We start from the raw sequence: 19,221 nt of genomic DNA, 5'->3' as shown, positions 1-19,221 counted from the left end.
GTGGTTAAATGAAGTCTAGATCGTAGTCAATTAGAAGGTTTTAGAGGATGCAAGGAAGGTGTGAGAAATTATATAGTAGAAAAGCCACTCAACTAGGAGTGGCTGAGAAGGGAAGCTTAATCAGTGAGCTTAACCCCGCATAAGGCGACGAGGCTGTATGCTTGATCGGGTCTTATGGTTAAGCCTCTAGCAAGAGCAATATCCAGATTGATGAGATGAAATTCGCATGTAGACAAGTCAATGTCCTTAAGCGGTGTCTCGTAGAAATCAATTCCATCCATCGCGACGCGGCTAAAGGTGAGATTTTTTTGTTTAATGTGTTGAAAGAAGCTATCATCTAGTTTGCCTTCTTGAAAGTGGACATTGGTTAATTTGGAATCTGAAAAAGAAGAATACGTTAATAAGCAATCCAAAAATTGTCCATCCTTAATAGTGGAGTTGGTGAATTGTGCCCCAATCAGCTTGCACGAGCCGAACTTGACCCGGTATAGAGTTGTACTCTTGAATTCTCCGTTGGAAAAATCGCATTTATAAAACAAGCAGTCCAAGAACTCCATGCTGGATAAATCATGGTAAGCAAATTCACAGTTCTCAAAAGCAACCTCATTGATCTGCCTGCGCCCGAATTTATATTCAATCACACAGTTTTTAAAATAGGAATAGGACTGGATATCTTCAATCATCACGGTTTGATTCTCAATGACATGTTCATAGTTGGTGATAGGGATATTGAATTCGTTCATCGGATGCTCTCCTTTTTAGACCGCTGCAGGGATGTTCATAATGGTTATAGATGTGGATAAAGGTGGTAATGGTAGTTCAAACCCGAATATTCGTTTATTTCACGGTTTATGATTCCTTATTACCACTAACAATAGCAATTTAAGCGTGTTGTCTCAACTGTTTCACAGGTATGATAAAAGAGTCAAGCTTGATATGGAGGATGTCGTCCAATGAAGGAAAGAGATGAAGCGAAATGCAGGTTGACCAACAAAGTGGAGGAAGTTCGCGATGAGATGAATCGAGCCCTTCTCCTTATGGAAAGAATCAACAAGGACCTAGACGCGCTCTCACACAAATTGGACGTGCTTTCAGCTGAGTGTGACCGTGTAATCCGCGAGAGAAAGCAAGATGAATAGCCAAATAACAGCATTTCGATGTTCATTGCTTAGAAGAAACAGCATTTTCGACTTGCTGGTGTAAAGCAAGTCACCAAACACCCTCATGCATTCATTTGGATTGCCGATGGTCTTATCCAATGTCTAAGAGGGTGTTTTTATTTGCTTAACCATGAAGGCGAGAGCCTGGGATAAGCAAAAAAATGAAAAATGGGTTTGATTCATGAGCAGCAAAGCGTTATAATGAGCTCATGGATTTAGTAATTTAGTAAATAAGTAAATTAGTAATTCAGTAATCAAGTATATATAAAAATAACAAAGCGAGGGATTTGCAATGAAAATACCTACGAATCTTAAGCATAAGCCTGTCGTTGTATCGGAGAACTATGAGCAGGTAGATGGAAGAAAGGCCAGAAACACAGACGCCAAGGGTCTATCCTTGGGTTTGGCGCAATGGAACGACAGAGGCAAGGTGGATATTTCAGCTAAGGTGTGGAGATTCACGGGCGAGAAGTGGTCGAGACAATCAGAGGAGCTGCCGCTGCATCGGGTGCTGGATCTAAGCATTCTGATCTGCCGCACGATGGAACACTTTCGCGAAGCCTACCGCTACGAGCATTTGTACGATCCGGAGAATCCTGTCATTGACCGTATCGGCCTGCAAGGGGACGCGATGACAGTAGAGGTATGCACAGACAACGAGAAAATTAATGAAGATATTGAGTTGTTTAATCAAGCGCTAAGCGACGATGGAGAGATGATCGGGGAAAGGCTTCGTACGTTATCGCGAATTTTGAAGGAGATGGGTTATTAATCTCCTCTCAAGTTCGAATAGGGCCTTCTATGGTCAGCAATCCCTCGTGAGCGAACAAACGGTCATTTGATGTGAACCGTTTTTGGAGGGAATCACAATGAAAGAACATCAATCGAGATATCATTTGTCGCCAGAGAGGCAGTTAACGCAGGAAGAGCGGAGTCTGATTTGGAAGAAGCCGCGCTCTCATAAGGAAAGTGAGCAGGAACGCCGCATCAGCGAGGAGATTGCCCGCAACTGGAATCGCGGGGAGATGAAGATCGCCAATATTTTGCTGGAGGGTGATGCCGGGAGCGGCAAAACACAGCTGGCAAAAGCATTGTCGGCAAACTTTGGCCTGCCTTATACGAAGGTCACCTGCTTTGCCGATATGGATAAATCCGATATTATCGGCGCCATCCTGCCTGTACTTAACTCTGAGCGATTGGAGGAGCTTGAGCCTAACGATCAAGCTGCATTGAAGGCTCTATATGAAGGCGACAGCTTTCAAAGTGCGGCGAGCATCCTAGCGGACGTTCTGAAGCTTACTTCCGAGGAAGCTGCATGGAAGCTGAAGCAGCTCTTGAAGCTGGCTGTTGAACATGCAGATGGGGAGAACGTTGAGTACCGCTTCTATCCATCCGAGATTGTAAGAGCCTATCAGCACGGCTATCTGCTGGAGATTCAGGAGCCGAATGTCATTCGGGATGCTGCTGTATTAATGGCATTAAATTCTGCTCTAGAGCTGGATGGGAGCATCAATCTTCCGACAGAGGTCATTCACCGTCATCCGGATTTTATCGTGGTGATTACGACTAACCGCAGCTATGCTGGAGCGAGGCCGCTCAATGAAGCGCTGCGCGACCGGATTCAGCATGCGGAGAAGATGGATTTGCCGTCGAAGGCGGTCATGATTGAACGCGCGATTGCGAAGACGGGCTACCAGAATGAGCAGGTGCTTGATGTTCTAGCCGAGATCATCATGACGTTGGACATAGCTGCACGGGCCAATGCGATTAAAGGGGTAGCGGGCATGCGATCCTTTTTCTACTGGACCGATGCCGTTGCGGCAGGGACTCCGGTTAAAGCATCCCTTTATCACAAGGTCATTTATAAGATTACGACCGATTCAGAGGAAATCAAGCTGCTGGAAGAAGCGTTGAATCGTCACGGTCTGCTGGAGAGCCTGGAGCAGCTAGAGAAACTTCTAAAAAAAAACGAAAAATTGATGATATCGAATTAAAGGCATGGGGAAGCATTGATGATGGCGATTGTACGAAGGACGATGCTGAAGAGGAAGTCGGCATTGCATTAAAAAGATCGTCAGATAGTGAAGATAGCGCATCTGCAGAGGCAGATCCATCTTCAGATATGGAAAGCTCTGATCAGGGCGAGGATGGTGATCCCAAATACCATCAGGGAAATCCCGACAATATGGATGAGGACGCGAAGCGCAGAGCGCGTGACTTCCGCAAGCAATTGAATCGAACGGCAAGGGAAGTCGCCTCCCATTCCATCCATCATGGAGTAAAGCTGATCGTGCATCGGCCTGATTATGATGCGGTGCATGTGCTTGAATACGATGAGCTCGCGATGTCGCTGATGCCGATCATTAGAGAGATCGCAAGAAAGACGCTTCCGCTGCTTGAGCACGAGGTGTCCTTGGAATATGCCAAACATCAATTCTATGGAACGAAGTTCCAGGTGGACAACGTGGCTTACCGAGATTTCAGAACATTTGCCAAAAAGCGTCCTCCATCCGAATCGCCTTCGCTTGTGGTGGGCTTAAGGGTGGATGAATCCGCCTCCATGGCCGCCTTCGGACGATTAGAGGCAGCTAAGCGCGCAGTTATTGCGGTATACGAATTCTGCCAGATGTGCGACATTCCAGTCCTTATTTGCGGAGATACCGCCGATGTGTCCAGGCTGGAGCAGATGTCGCTCTTCGCATACACCGACTTTGATCAAGCAGAACCTATGGATCGTTATCGGTTGATGGCGATTCGTGCGAGAAGCAACAACCGAGATGGCTTGGCGCTTCGCTTGATGTCCGAGCGACTCGCGGCGACTATGCATAAGACGAAGCTCTTGATCAGCATAAGCGACGGCCAGCCGAAGGCCATGGAGGACTACACCGGAGGCTATGCGATGGCAGACATGCAGCAGACCATCGCGGAATATGAGCGCAAGGGCGTTACCTTCTTGGCAGCGGCTATCGGCCAAGACAAAGACGTGATTAGCCAAATATACGGTAGTGAACGGTATTTGGACATTACGGAGCTGCATGAGCTTCCCGCTAAGCTTGTGCGGATTATTGCAAGATATATGTGAGCATAACCAATGAGACATCTAGCATGTTGCGATGCTGCATCGTCATGCGCTAGATGTCTTTTTCTAAAGCTATTTTTAGGTAGAGGAGTAGAATGATTACCAAGCATCATGAGCGGCAAACCTACACAAAAAGTTCAATCATTCATGTGGAAAATAAACTTGACGTTAGTCAAAGATAGGGATATTGTGGGATCAATAGGAAAATATTTTAGGGTATCAATTATTATGCTAAATGCCATTAAACATCCATTGAAGAGAGGAGAATACAAATTTAATATAAATCGACAAATTTTTTTGTTTTCCTGCACAATTTTACGATATTCGACGACAAATATTTACAAATTCCTGAAATGGACTTATTGACTTCTTCTGATAAACTTTGGTAGAGTATGACTAATTAAACCATCAAGAATCGACATTCCCACCACTCCCAAGATGAGGGAGCATAACTTCAATAAACCCTTACACCCAGAATTACTCTCTTTATTTTTTCTCTAAAATGAAACCGTTTGAATTACACCATCGGAGCTGACTTGCATGCACCTTGCAACTCCTTCATATGAGCCAAGTCCAACGAGCTGTATAGATTTAGAGGGAAGCTCTACTTCTTTCCCGCCTTTAACAACCCATTTTTTTCTCAAAGCATCTCTTAATGCGTTCTAGAGTTACCCTACAATTGAATCGAGGCGAGATTTATCCAACTTGATGTATGGGAGGAATTTCACATGAATGTACCGACATCGGTTCAGCCCTTGGGCCATGTCACGTATCCTTTAAGCCATCCGCAAAAGCGCATATGGTACATGGAGCAGATCTTTCCAGGAACTTCATTTGCGAACATCGGGGGCCCGGTTCGAATCAAGGGGGCCATTGCATTTTCTCTGCTGGAGCGAGCCATTCTTGCTTTTATACAGAGACATGATGGCTTAAGGCTGCAGTTTGTCCCACAGGATGAGGATATACGCCAGTTCGTTGCGGCGCACGAGGACGCGCCCTTGGATTTTTACGATTTTTCCAAAGAGCCTGATCCAGAAGCCTCATTCTGGTCTTGGATTGATGAAGAAGCAGGCAAGCCATTTGCCCTTACCCATTCCAAGCTTTATTACTTCGCGATGTTTCGCATTTCAGATGAAGATAACGGGTACTTGATCAAATCCCATCATATGATAGCAGACGGCTGGTCCAACCAATTGGCTACCTCGCAGATCGCAGAGCTTTATTCCAAGCTAATGGATGGAGAACGCATCGAAGATGCAGGGTCTGCGCCATCATACATCGATTACATACAGGATGCAGAACGCTACCTAGCTTCACCGAGATTTACGAAGAGCAAGCGGTTCTGGAATGATAAGTACACATCGATTCCCGAAGGAGTAACCCCGTCAGCTGTCGTCAGCACAGAGGGAAGACGTTATACGGTTGAGCTCGATATGGAGCGCTCACAGCGTATTCAATCTTTCGCAGATGCTGCAGGGATATCCTTGAATACGTTTTTTGTGCTCGCTTATTTTATCTACATGTACAAATCCACGCAGCATCAGGACCTCGTGGTGGGTACCCCTGTTTTGAACCGATCGGGCAAAAAGGAAAAATCCATGTTTGGCATGTTTACGAGCACCATGCCGTTTCGATACGTGATTCCGGCGGAGGACACGATTGCCAATGCCTTGCATGCTGTACAGAAGGCATTAATGGAGTGCTACTTCCATCAACGCTATCCCTATGATTTGCTTGCACAGGATCTAGAGCTGAAGAAGAAAGGCTACGATCAATTATTCCATACAAGCATCAATTACTATAATACGACCATGGCGCAGGATGTCTGCGGCATGCCGGTTGATAACACTGAATTCTACAATGGCCATCAGCTGTATGAGCTCCAGCTTGTCATCAAGCATTGGTCAAGAGATGGCGGCTTGACGCTGGATTATGATTATCGATTGGATGCCTATCGTGCGGAGCAGATTGAGGATATGTCGAAGCGCCTGCTGCTTATCATCGAACAGATGGTTGATCAGCCGGAGAGACTGATCCGAGGCATCACATTGTTGACGGAAGAAGAGCAGTATCGCGAATTGCATGAGCATAATCGAACAACTTCCGCTTATCCGAAGGAACGCACGGTGCTGGAGCTGTTCGAGGAGCAAGCGGCTAAGCGGCCAGAAGCCATCGCCGTTGTCCATGGGCACGAGGAATGGAGTTATCAGCAGCTCAATAAGCATGCCAACCGCTTGGCAAGAGTGCTGCTTCAGCATGGAGCAGGCAAAGCATCTATTGTAGGCCTTTGGATGCAGCATTCCATAGAGGCGGTTGCAGCTATCCTCGCGGTCATGAAGACAGGAGCAGCCTATCTGCCGATTGATCCTTCTTATCCGGAAGAGAGAATTCGTTACATGCTGGAGGATTCCCGCGCGCAGCTAGTCCTGACCAATCTGTCCGATACGATCCTGATGGGCTATGCAGGTCAGGTCCTAACCTATTCCAATTTGATGCTGGATCACGTGCATTCCTCCAATCTGGAGCATGTTCATGCTCCAGGGGATCTTGCCTATGTGATTTATACGTCAGGCTCAACTGGTAAACCAAAAGGTGCGATGATCGAGCAACAGGGACTGACCAATTATATCTGGTGGGCACAGAAGGTATATGTTCGCGATCACATTCCGACATTCCCATTATATTCATCACTGGCGTTTGATCTAACGGTTACTTCGATTTTTACCCCGCTAATCTGCGGCGGCCGCATATGCGTGTATCGGGACGACGGTGATGAGTTTGTGTTATACCGCATTATACGAGATGAGGCGTCAACCATTGTGAAGCTGACTCCAGCTCATTTATCACTCTTAAGAGAAGGGAATTATAAGCAATCCTCTGTCAAACGGTTTATTGTTGGGGGCGAGGATCTGAAGACAAGCCTTGCGAAGGACATTACGGAAGCCTTCGGAGGACATATTGAAATTTACAATGAATATGGACCGACCGAGACGGTGGTAGGCTGCATGATTCATCAGTATGATCCGATTCAGGATCAGCGGGTGTCCGTTCCGATCGGCATTCCTGCGGACAACGTGACGTTGTATATTCTAGACCCAGACCAGAATCCTGTCGCTGCTGGCATGATCGGCGAGCTGTACATCGGTGGGGACGGGGTAGCGCGCGGATATCTTCACCGTGAACAATTGACACAAGAGCGGTTCCTTGACAATCCATTTGTGACAGGCAAGAAAATGTACCGTACAGGAGATCTTGTGAAGCGGCTTCCTGACGGCAAGCTCGAATATATCGGACGTGTGGACCATCAGGTCAAAATTCGAGGCTACCGCATCGAGACGGGCGAGATCGAGAAGGCCATTACGGAGCACGAACGGATCTCAGATGCTTTCGTCATGGATCGCGAGAATGACAGGCTCGGCAAATATTTATGTGCTTATATCGTCAAGCAAGGAATCGTTGAGAATACAGCGCTTAAACAGTACCTGGCAGTGACGCTTCCTAGCTATATGGTCCCGCATGTGTTTGTGGAGCTGGAGGAAATTCCGCTAACCATTAACGGAAAAGTGAATCGGGGGATGCTGCCTGAGCCCGAACTTACTTTAGTACAGGAAAACGAGCATGCGTCAGCACGAAACAGTATTGAAGCAATTTTGATTGAAATTGTTCGCGGTGTACTGCAAGTTGAAAAGTTGGGCCTTTACGATCATTTCTATGATCTTGGCGGCGATTCTATTAAAGCGATACAAGTTTCTTCAAGAATGAACAAGACCGGCTATTTGCTTAAGGTTCGAGATATATTGGAGAATCCTATCATTGAACAGATGGCGTTGCGAATAGAGCCGCTAATGGGAGAGAGTCTATATTCCCAAGCGAGAAGCGAAGGCATCGTGAAGCCTTTGCCTATCATGTCCTGGTTCTTTAAGCAGAAGTTCGAAGATCCAGCATATTACCACCAATCGGTGCTGCTGGAGATGAAGGCTGCTGTTGATATGCATGCTGTTAAAGCGGTTCTCTTGCAATTAGCCGAACATCATGATGGTCTGCGATTGCAGGTGGATCTGGAACTGCAAGAGCTGAAGTACCATCATGAGCCCGATCGGCTGGAGCTCTTTCAAACGATTTCTTTAGCGCATATCGAAGATGATGAACAGCAGACGGCACGGATGATCGAGCTTGGCGAGACCTTCAAGCGGCAATTTGATCTTCGCGATACACTCCTCATTGGGGGCTGTTTGTTTGACCTTGGCCAGAACGGCCAGCGTCTATTGATCACCGCGCATCATCTCGTTATCGATGGCGTATCCTGGCGCATTTTATTAGAAGACTTTGCGGATGCGTTAGATCGTCGTGCAAGAGGGCAAAGCTGCCAGCTTCCATCCAAGACGGCTTCTCTTAAGCTGTGGTCTGATTCCGTGTCACAGCTGTCTGTCTCACATGAGGAAGAACAATATTGGAACGCTGTACTAGAGGGAATCCGGCCGATTCCCTTGGATATGGAGCATGGCGAGGCGTTAATTGCCCATTCTCATGTGCTTGAGCGTCGCTGGACAGAACAAGAGACAAGGACATTGATGCACGAGTGCCATCAGGCATATGGCACAAAGCCGGTCGAGCTGATGATGGCTGCTCTGGCTCTTGCGGCAGAAGAGACGTTCCAAATGGACGATCTCGTGATCGAGCTGGAGTCGCATGGAAGAGAGCAAGGGCATGAAGATATCGATTTATCCCGCACGATCGGCTGGTTTACTAGCATGTACCCTGTGAGATTGACATCGCCTATGAAGGGCGCAGAGCCACATGCATTAGCTGCACGGATCAAGTCAGTCAAGGAACAGCTAAGGGCCATTCCGTCACAAGGAATCGGCTTCGGCATCTTGCAGGCCAAGCAGAAGCTAGCATTGGATTACGACGCGTGTCAGCTGGTTCGTTTTAACTTCTTAGGGGATTTTGATGCAGCATGGGATAATCCCTGGTTCACCTTAGCGGAGGAGGGCAGCGGACTTGATTCCAGCAGAGCCAATGCTCGAACGGCCCTGCTTGATATACAAGCCATGATCGTGCATCAGAGCTTGCGCGTAAGCGTCAATTATAGCCAAAGCCAGTTCGCGGATGTGACGCTGCATTCCTTTATGGCACGCTACGAGGAAGCGCTGGCTGCCATCATAAGCCATTGTGCGGGGAACGAAGTACAGGAGTTTACGCCATCAGACTTTGATACGGTCAATCTTTCGCAGGATGAGCTGGACAGCTTGTTTACGTAGAAACGTTCAGCGCTGCTGTACGGGTGTCTTTGCCCCGCGTGAAGTTAACTCTATTAACTTTTCGTATAGCAAAAGAAATGGTTCAACCCCCAAGGAGGTGGCCTGAAATGTCGAGAGTTGTATTCTTTGGCGTTGATCTGCATGGACATGTGAACCCGACCCTTGGCCTCATACATCGGTTGATCGAGCGAGGCGAGGAGGTCATTTATTATTGCAGTGATCCTTTTCGAGAAAAAATTGAGCAAACAGGCGCTACCTTTCGCAGCTACCGCGGAATGTTGAGCTTCGGACGACACCATGGCACAGGAATCGAGACGCTGCTCGTATTTGCTGACTTTATTATGGAGAAATCCAGAACCTTGGTTGAAGCGCTGCATGATGAAGTCTATCAATGGCAGCCGGATTATATTATTCACGACAGCTTCTGCTTATGGGGCAAGGAGCTTGCTGCAAAGCTTGACATTCCTGGCATTTCGGTATTTGCCAACTTCCCGTTCATCGATGAGATGGCGAGCAAGGACCCTGAATTTTTCATGGAGTATGTGCTGCTAGCTGCTGAAGATCCGCTTTATCAGAAGCATAAAGGCCAGCATGATATTTACCGCAAGCTGACCGATAAGCTCTCCCGTGTCATTGGGCTTAAGTATGGGAGGCCGGGAATGAATGTCATGAACGATATTTTCTGCAGCAAGGAAGGGCTTAACCTTCTGTTTACCTCAAAAGCATTTCAGATTCACGCGGAATCCTTCGACCATACACATGTTTTTGCAGGCTATCAGGTCTACCCAAGAACGGAGCCTGAATTCCCGTATGAGCGATTAGACGGGAGGCCGCTAATTTATATTGCATTTGGGACCATTCTTCATAATCTATCGGCACTCTATCAGACCTGCTTCGAAGCGCTTCGGGATTCGGACTATCAAGTCATAATGGCAACAGGAATCGGGACCGATCCAGAAGTACTTGGCCAACACCCATCCAACTTCATCATTCAGCCGTACGTGCCACAATTGAAGCTCTTAAGCATGGCTTCTGTCTTCGTTACGCATGGCGGAGCGAACAGCATATATGAATCGCTGTGCTATGAAGTGCCTATGGTTGTGCTGCCGCAAGTCTTTGATGAATTTATGGGCGCGTTGATGGTGGAGCGTTCTCATACAGGCATTTATCTCCGCAGCAGCGAGCCTGCAAGGGATGAACTGAGGCAGGCAATCGATCAGGCTGCTAACGATCTTTCTTACCGTGAGGAGCTGCGTAAGATCAAGCAGTCCTTCGAATCAGCAGGCGGTATTGATCTAGCGGTTAACGAAATCATGCAATACGTGAAAAATGCGAAGCAGAAGGTGTGCCATGAATAAATTAATGCGAATGCTGCTGTTTATCGGTTTAAGCGCAGCGCTATTTGCAGCCTCGGGCGGCAGCTTGGCTGCGGCGGCTTCCTCTATGGGAGCAGCGTCTGCGGAAGGAATAGACCGTTACATCGAAGAGATGATGGACAAATCCAAGATTCCAGGGATGGCTGTCGTTATCGTGAATGGAAGCGAAACTGTCTACCAGAAGGGCTTTGGCTATGCGGATCGGGATAAGGATATCGCAGTGACGCCAGAAACATTGTTCGAGCTAGGTTCGACCAGCAAGGCGTTCACGGGCTTGGCTTTTCTACAGCTGGAGCAGCAAGGATTAGTGAATCGTGATGAGTCTGTAAAGACCTATTTGCCTTGGTTTGAAACGACCTATGAAGGCAAGCCAGCCGAGATGCAAGTCAAGCACCTGCTGCATCATACAAGCGGCATTCCATTCCACAGCATTAAGGATATTCCTGCTGCGGAGGATGAAGCTGCGCTGGAACGAACAGTGCGAACACAGATCGGCCAGCAGCTTGATCATCAGCCGGGCGAGAAATACGAGTATGCCACGATCAACTATGACATCCTTGCTCTGATTATTCAGCAGGTGTCTGGGATGTCATATGAGGCGTACGTCCAGCAGCATGTGTTGACTCCGCTTGGCTTGGACCAAACATACTTGTTCCGCAAGGACGCTGCCGCTCAAGGGGAGCTTGCTCCGGGCTATAAGCTTCAGATGCTGCGGCCTGCAGCTTATGATGCTCCGATGTACCGAGGCAATACGCCGGCGGGCTACATCATATCGAATACGAATGACGTTGCCAAGTGGCTGAAGATCCAAATGGGGGCGCTGCCTGAAGCTGAGCCCTTCGATAGCGTAATTAGCGCCTCGCATGAGGCAGATCGCTCCGTTGCGCCAGCGGGAGACGGCTCTTCCTATGCTGCGGGATGGAGTGTCTATCAGGATGGGGAAGGCATGCTTGCTCATGCAGGCGGCAATCCGAACTACTCTACCTATTTCGTCCTTCGTCCCTCTGAGGGACTAGGCGTTGCGGTGCTGGCCAACATGAACACGCCGTATTCCGGGGCAGCTGCGCAAGGGATTATGAACATGATGGTGGACAAGGAAGTGCCTGATCCGGAGAGCGATATGTACAAGAGCTTGGACGCCATTTCCTCCGTTGTGCTTCTCTTGACGATTCCCGTTATGCTGCTTGTGCTGTGGCTCACTTCCAAAGCAGTGTGGCAGGCGATTAGAGGAAGCCGCAGCTATGTTGGCCGACATACGACCACAGCTGCCGGGTTCTCCATCTTCTTTGCATTTATGGCAGGACTCGCTTACTGTCTGTATCAGATTCCAGACACGCTGTTTTGGGGCGTGGATTGGTCCTTTGTGCAGGTATGGGCGCCTAATACATTGCGGTATGCCGTGCTCTCCTTGTACGGAACCATCTTCTTGTTTGGTTTGTATTTTCTATTCACGACGATCTTTCCGAAGTCCGATGACCGCTCATTTTTTGCCATCACGCTCTTAAGCGTAGCCAGCGGCTTCGGCAACGCGTTGATCATTTTTATCGTCAATGAGACGCTAAATCGCGATATTGATGAGTTCCAAAGCGGGATGTTTCTCTTCTTCCTGCTTGGCATTGCGATCTATGTATTTGGCCAAAAGCTAGTGCGCACTAGGCTTGTACGCATCGCTAATGACATGGTGTATGAGAAGCGAATTGAGCTGTTAAGCAAGATTCTGAATACCTCTTATCAACGGATTGAAGGCGTGGAAGAAGGGAAGATTCCAGCCTCGCTCAACAATGATACGGAGACAATCAGCGGCTTCTCTAACATTGTCATTACCGGAGCAACCAGCTTCGTAACGCTGATCAGCTGCTTTGTATACATGGGCATGATCAGTCCTTTAGGTGTGCTGCTGGCCATTGGTTTTATTGTCATCGCAGCAGGCATTCACTACTTCGTCGGCATGAAGGCCAATCAGCTGTGGGAGCAGACGCGTGATATACAAAATGTATTCTTCCGCTTCATTGGCGATCTCACAGGCGGCTTCAAGGAGCTCAGCCTTAACAGCCACAAACGCAAAGATTTCCAGCAGGATATGCAGGAAAACTGTCATTCCTACCGAGAGAAACGCATTGGCGGCGACTTGAAATTTGCAAATGTGAATGTCATCGGCGAATTGCTGTTCACCTTTGTCATCGGCGCGGTTGTATTCTTGTTCCCGCTATTGTTTAGCGATTTGAAGGTCAGCACGCTTAGAAACTATGTGTTTGTCCTGCTTTATATGACAGGTCCCGTGCACGGCATCTTAGGTACGATCCCGAATATTTTCCGGGTGCGGATCAGTTGGAACCGCATCAACGAGCTGTCAAGAGAGCTGGATTCGATTCAGGAAGCGAGACAGCAGGCGGCGCCAAGCTTGGAGCAGGCAGCTGCGCTCGAATTGAAGCTCAAAGCAGTGGAATACCATTATGGCAATGGCGAGAGCTTTGCGGTAGGACCAGTCGACTGCACCTTCAAGGCTGGCGAGGTCACGTTCATTACCGGTGGGAATGGCAGCGGCAAATCGACGCTCGCGAAGCTGATCACCGGTCTATATGAGCCTGTGCACGGCGGAGTCACAGTGAACGGCGAGGAAGCGGCCTCACGGGATCTAAGCGAGAAATTCTCCGCGATCTTCAGTGATTTTTATTTGTTCGAAAAGCTCTACGGGGTGCCTTATGAGCTGAAGCAAACGGAAATTGAGCACTATTTGAAGGTACTTCACCTTCAGGACAAGGTTGAGATTCGGGATGGAGCGCTCAATACGACGAAGCTCTCTACCGGGCAGCGGAAGCGCTTGGCACTCTTAATCAGTTATTTGGAGGATCGGCCGATCTGCCTGTTTGATGAATGGGCCGCAGATCAAGATCCTGAATACCGGGCCTTCTTCTATCACACGCTGCTGCCTGAGCTGAAGCAAAGAGGGAAGTGCATCATAGCGATTACGCATGATGATCGTTACTTCCATACGGCTGATCAGGTGATCAAGATGGAGCTTGGCCAAGTTGTTGAAGTGGTTCGGAATGAACAGAACAAGGACCTCATCTATTCAAAATAACGCCCAGGGAATGAACTGGCTGGTAGGAGAGGATGAAGCGATATGAGCGGTTCCAACCCATTGGATAAAACAAATGTGGAGGACATCATGGCTTTGACTCCACTGCAGGAAGGGCTCTTGTTTCATTACCGGAGTGGTCAAAACAAGGGGCACTATACCCAGCAATTCGCACTTCGCATGGCGGGCAGCTGCTGTGTTGCAACCTTCAAGCAGGCTTGGCAGGACGTAGCGCGAGTCAATGAGCTGCTTCGAACGGTATATCGCTGGGAGAGGCTGGAGAAGCCGATTCAGATCGTGCTGAAGGAGCATGAGATTCCAATAGAAGTACACGATTACAGCCAATGCTCATCGGAGCAGTCGGATGCTATGGTCGAGGAGATCAAGTGCAAGGACCGCAGCAAGGAACTTAATCTTGAAGTCGCGCCGATGCGAATGATGCTGTGCTTGCTGCCAGATGAGGCGTGCGAGTTGGTAATGACCTGGCATCATATCTTGTTCGATGGCTGGAGCAACGGCGTTCTGCTGAAGGAGTTCTTGGAAGCCTATCAAGCGAATGCTGAAGGAGAGGCGCGGCTGCTGGTTGAGCGTCGCAAGACGCCATTCAAGCGGTACGTGCAGCTGCTGAAGCAAGAAGATAAAAGGAGCCAGCAGGCCTATTGGGAGCAGGAGCTGGCAGGATGGCAGGAACGCACCTTTCTTGACGTTCACCACGACGATGAGTCAGACCAATGGGCAGCAGGGGCAAAAGGGTCGGCAGAAGAACGGTATAGCGTTCTCCTTCCTAAGGTAAAGGCCGAAGCGATAACGACGTACACGCAGCGGCATCAAGTGACTTTGGCTGCATTGCTGTATACAGCATGGGGCCTGCTTCTAGGAAGGTACAGCAAGAGCGAGGATGTGCTTTTCGGAACGACAGTGTCGGGTCGTCCCCCGGAGCTTGCAGGCGTGGAAGAGATGATCGGATTGTTCATCAATACGATCCCGATCCGAGTCAGCTGGCAAGCCGAGGACAGCGTTCATCAACTGGTTCGAAATGTGAATGCCAAGCTCATTCGCCGGATGGAGCATGAGCTAACTCCATTGGTGGAGATCAGCGGCTATAGCGGTGCTGACTCTCATGCGCCTCTGTTCAATACGATCATGGTGGTGGAGAATTATCCACTCGATCGAACCCTTGGCGAGGGCGGTCCGCTTCGAATCGAACGCTATGCGATGGAAGAATCGACTCATTATGGGATGACAATCGGGATCCAGCCGCTTCGCAGCGGAGAACTAGAAGTGGATTTTGCTTATGCAGCAGCTTCGTTCTCTCATTCGATGGTAAGAAGATTGGGTACACACTTCGTGAAGATGATCGAGCAGATCATGGAGCAAGATGAGCTCCGCATTCGAGAGCTGGATCTACTGACAGACGAGGAGCGTACGCTGCTTCTCGATACCTTCTCGCAAGGTCCAATGGTTGAGGATAAGGCAGTAAGCCCGAATACGGATACGATTCATGCCCGATTCGAGCTGCAGGCCGAACAGACTCCGCACCGTATCGCGATTCATTGTGGGGATCACAGCTTAACGTATGAGGAGCTTAATAAGGCTGCCAATCAGGTAGCCAGCCGCCTTCGTTTCTTAGGGGTTCAGGCGGGCGAGCCCGTAGCGATCTGGCTGGATCGCTCCGAGAAGCTCATTATAGCGATGCTTGGAGTGCTGAAGTCAGGCGCAGCTTACGTGCCGATAGACGCTGACTATGCGCCTGGACGGGTTCAGCAGATTCTGGATGACTGTGCTCCGAGAATGGTGATTACAACGGAAGCTTCACTGCCAGCCTCTATCTCATTTGCAGGCGCCATCATGAACATGACGGATACAGATTTGTGTAGGACAGAACAGGATGAAGAGCTTGTGATGCCGCCACAATCCATGCCCAAGTCTAACGATGCGGCTTACATTCTGTATACCTCCGGCTCTACTGGAGTTCCAAAAGGGGTTGTCGTCGAGCATCGCAATCTTCTAGCGTACGTTGATGCCTTCCTGCATGAATTCCAGCTGAATCAAGAGGATGTATTCTTGCAGCAAGCCTCCTGCTCCTTCGATCAATTTGTAGAGGAAGTATACCCTGTGCTGCTGACTGGAGGAAAGGTCGTCGTGGCGACCAAGCTGGAAGTGCTCGACATGCCGAAGCTCGTGGAACGAATCCATCAGCATCAGATTACCTTCGTATCATGCTCGCCGCTCTTAATGAATGAGCTAAATAAGCAAGCGGGCATGGATAGCGTTCGTGTATTTATCAGCGGCGGCGATGTGCTGAAGCCAGAGTATATGCAGGAGCTGTCTCATAGAGCTGAGGTCTACAATACGTATGGTCCGACTGAAGCAACGGTATGCGCGACCTATCATCGATATGAAGAGCCAGCAGGGGAGCAGGACTGTAAGATGAGCACGGTCAGCAAGGTCGGCATTGACAGCATTCCGATCGGCAAGCCGATTCTCGGCTACCGCGTATACGTCCTTGATGGCTACGGCCACCCAGCTCCTATCGGGGTAGCGGGCGAGATCTGCATTGCAGGCGCAGGTGTGGCAAGGGAATACCTGAACCGGCCTGAGCTGAATGCGCAAGCCTTCGTTGATGATCCTTATCAAGCAGGGGCACGAATGTACCGAACAGGCGATATGGGGGCATGGCGTTCGGATGGAAGTCTGCTTTATGTAGGCAGAAAGGATCAGCAGGTCAAGATTCGCGGCTACCGGATCGAGCTGGGCGAGGTGGAATCCTGCTTGCTTCATCATGAAGCGGTGGCAGAGGCGATTGTTCTGCCGCAGACAGATGAGCATGGAATAAGGATGCTGACTGCCTTTGTGAAGCTGAGCGCTGAAGCGGCTGTCAGGGAGCTTCGAGAAGCATTGGCCGCCACATTGCCGGTTTACATGATTCCACAGCAGTTCTATCAGGTGGACCATGTGCCGATGACGACCAACGGCAAGCTTGATCGCCAGCAGCTCATGCTTATCGCAAAGCCAATGGTCGCAGAGCAGTCGGAAGGCATAGAGGCCCATCATGCCAGTGAGACAGAAAGCAAGATTCGCCGTGTATGGCAGGAGGTTCTTGGGCTATCGCAGGTAGGGATCCATGAGCATTTCTTTGACCTTGGAGGCAACTCTATCCTGCTCATGCAGCTTCATGCCAAGCTGGAGAAGGAGTATGCTTTCGGCATTCAGATCGTGGATCTATTCTCTTATACGACGATTGCCAAGCTGGCGGCATGGATCGACGAGAGAGAGGGGAGAGGCAAGGTAGAGAGTCAACCGCTTGAGCTTGATGTTCAAGAAATGCCTCCAAGCTTGTTCCGCAAGCAGCGCAATGGCAGCGGAATGGTAAGCATTCGCTTCTACTTGCAAGAACAGCTTCGCCAGCCGATCCATGCGATGGCAGCGGAGTCGAAGGCAGAGGCTCTCGATGTGCTTGCAGGCATGTTCCTCTATCTCTTAAGCGAATGGAATGAACAGCCGCATTCGGCGATACAGTTCCTGCTTGAAGGAGGAACAGAGGCGATCTCGATACGGCTGGATCGAGATGCCATCAACGGCTTTGACGAGTTGTTCCACAGCGTGCATCAGCGTAGAACAAATGTCCATGCTTCTTCCTACTCCATCCAACAGCTGCGCGCAGCTTCCAATATAAAGCGCGAGCATGACCTATTGCCATTAATGCTAAGCCAGCAAGAGCTTGAGATCGACGCTGGATTGCTGGAAATATACGACCTCACAATCGGAATTGAAGATATAACCGAACAAAACGAGATGTCGGTCGTCATCAAGTTCAATGATAACCGGCTAGCCAGAGACGAAGTTCAGATGCTTGTTGATAGTTATATCGATTTGCTGCGCCAATTGATCTCTAGTCGTGTGGTGTCATGAAAGGGGGAAGTTTCATGAGAAAGCTGGCGTTATTATTTCCTGGTCAAGGCTCTCAATATATTGGAATGGGCAAGGAACTGCTCGATGAATCGGCGGCAGCAAGGGAATTATTCGCGGAGGCGAGTGAAGTTCTAGGTCTGGATCTTCAGCAGTTGATCTTTCAAGGCAGCACGGAGGAGCTGACCCGAACGGAGAACGCTCAGCCAGCGCTGCTCGCTGTCAGTACAGCGCTTTTTCATGCTTACATGGATGACATTGGCGTGGAACCGATTTGCTTGGCCGGACACAGCTTAGGTGAGTTTTCTGCGCTGACCAGTGCAGGGGCGATCCCTTTTGCAGATGCGCTTAGGCTCGTTCGAAGACGCGGACAGCTTATGCAGGAGGCGGCAGCGGAGGGTCTTGGCGCTATGTGTGCCATTATGGGCAGCCAGCCTGAGCAGGTTGAACGAACCTGTCTAAACGTATCGGCTGATATGAACCGTTCTGTCGTTATCTCCAACTACAACTCATCCACTCAGCTTGTCATCTCCGGCCATCGGGAGGCTGTTGAAGCTGCTGCCAAGCAGTTGGAGCAAGGAGGAGCGCGTATTGCATTTCTAAAGGTGAGCGCACCGTTCCATAGTCCACTCATGCAGGACGCAGCTGCTCGATTTGAGGAGGAGTTGGCTGCTTGCACCTACCACCCATTCAGATGGCCGGTGCTGTCCAATGTGACGGGCAAGCCCTATGAATCTCTCGAACAGATCGTACCGTATCTTACCAAGCAGCTGACTGCCCCTGTCCGTTGGGACCTGACGATGAGGGAGCTGCTGGCTGCGGGAGTGGCTGTGGCAGCTGAATTAGGGCCAAAGCAGGTACTGACCCAATTCGTAAGGACGGATGCGAAGAGTATCACCTGTTATCCCTATGAGAAGACGTTGGAGCGGGGACAACTTAAAGAAGAGCTGGCAGGCGAGATAAAAGATGAAGCAAAGCGCCGACGGACAAACAATGTGGTTACCCGATGCCTCGCAGCAGCGGTATGCACGCGCAATCGCAACTGGGACCTGGAGGAATATGAGCGAGGCTTTGTTGCCCCTTACCGTCAGGTTCAGCATTTGCAGCAGCAGCTGGATGAGTCAGGAGAAGAGCCGACAAAAGAGCAGATGCAGGAGGCGCTGGAGCATTTGCGGCAGATGTTTGTGACGAAGAGGGTCCCTGAACAGGAACAGCAGGAGCGTTTTGCAGAGATTCTGAGATTAACGGGCACCACGGAGCTGTTCTCTTCTCTTTTGCAGCAGGAGAGCCATTAAGAAGCTGCGGCCCAATGACGTTCAGTTCTCTCCAAACCATATAGAGAAGACAAGCTTGAATA

The 19,221-nt window shown here is 49.4% G+C and carries 9 protein-coding genes; 8 read left to right on the top strand and 1 reads right to left on the bottom strand.

What is annotated here, in order from left to right; translation table 11 throughout:
- Window positions 1–116: 116 nt before the first annotated feature.
- On the bottom strand, window positions 117–743 hold the full coding sequence (locus B9Y93_RS21900; protein WP_085498284.1) for a pentapeptide repeat-containing protein: 627 nt from the start codon (window positions 741–743) through the stop codon (window positions 117–119).
- 709 nt (window positions 744–1,452) lie between these two features.
- On the opposite strand from B9Y93_RS21900, the gene B9Y93_RS21890 reads away from it, so the two are divergent.
- The 8 genes from B9Y93_RS21890 to fabD all read left to right on the top strand — a co-directional run bounded on the left by B9Y93_RS21890 (window position 1,453) and on the right by fabD (window position 19,159).
- A complete protein-coding gene (locus B9Y93_RS21890; RefSeq protein WP_085498280.1) occupies window positions 1,453–1,932 on the top strand; it encodes a DUF6530 family protein in 480 nt (159 codons plus the stop codon).
- Between the two features lie 97 nt (window positions 1,933–2,029).
- On the top strand, window positions 2,030–3,154 hold the full coding sequence (locus B9Y93_RS21885) for an AAA family ATPase (RefSeq protein WP_085498278.1): 1,125 nt from the start codon (window positions 2,030–2,032) through the stop codon (window positions 3,152–3,154).
- 128 nt (window positions 3,155–3,282) lie between these two features.
- Window positions 3,283–4,242, top strand: a complete 960-nt coding sequence (locus tag B9Y93_RS21880; protein ID WP_085498276.1) for a vWA domain-containing protein — start codon at window positions 3,283–3,285, stop codon at window positions 4,240–4,242.
- A gap of 725 nt (window positions 4,243–4,967) precedes the next feature.
- Window positions 4,968–9,500 (top strand): non-ribosomal peptide synthetase, encoded by a 4,533-nt coding sequence (locus tag B9Y93_RS21875; protein ID WP_085498274.1) that lies wholly within the window; start codon window positions 4,968–4,970, stop codon window positions 9,498–9,500.
- Window positions 9,501–9,607: 107 nt separating this feature from the next.
- Window positions 9,608–10,858 (top strand): macrolide family glycosyltransferase, encoded by a 1,251-nt coding sequence (locus B9Y93_RS21870; RefSeq protein WP_170936641.1) that lies wholly within the window; start codon window positions 9,608–9,610, stop codon window positions 10,856–10,858.
- Window positions 10,851–13,958: a cyclic peptide export ABC transporter gene (locus B9Y93_RS21865; protein WP_085498270.1), complete on the top strand. Its 3,108-nt coding sequence runs from the start codon at window positions 10,851–10,853 to the stop codon at window positions 13,956–13,958. Before B9Y93_RS21870 ends, B9Y93_RS21865 begins: the two co-directional genes overlap by 8 nt.
- A gap of 42 nt (window positions 13,959–14,000) precedes the next feature.
- Entirely contained in the window at window positions 14,001–17,867 is a 3,867-nt protein-coding gene (locus tag B9Y93_RS21860) for a non-ribosomal peptide synthetase (protein WP_085498268.1), read from the top strand.
- 14 nt (window positions 17,868–17,881) lie between these two features.
- Window positions 17,882–19,159 (top strand): ACP S-malonyltransferase, encoded by a 1,278-nt coding sequence (gene fabD / locus B9Y93_RS21855; protein WP_085498266.1) that lies wholly within the window; start codon window positions 17,882–17,884, stop codon window positions 19,157–19,159.
- Window positions 19,160–19,221 lie beyond the last annotated feature (62 nt).

This window comes from Paenibacillus aquistagni, assembly GCF_900177815.1.
Taxonomy (GTDB): Bacteria; Bacillota; Bacilli; order Paenibacillales; family Paenibacillaceae; genus Paenibacillus_B; species Paenibacillus_B aquistagni.
This window is presented reverse-complemented; position numbering and strand designations above follow the sequence as displayed.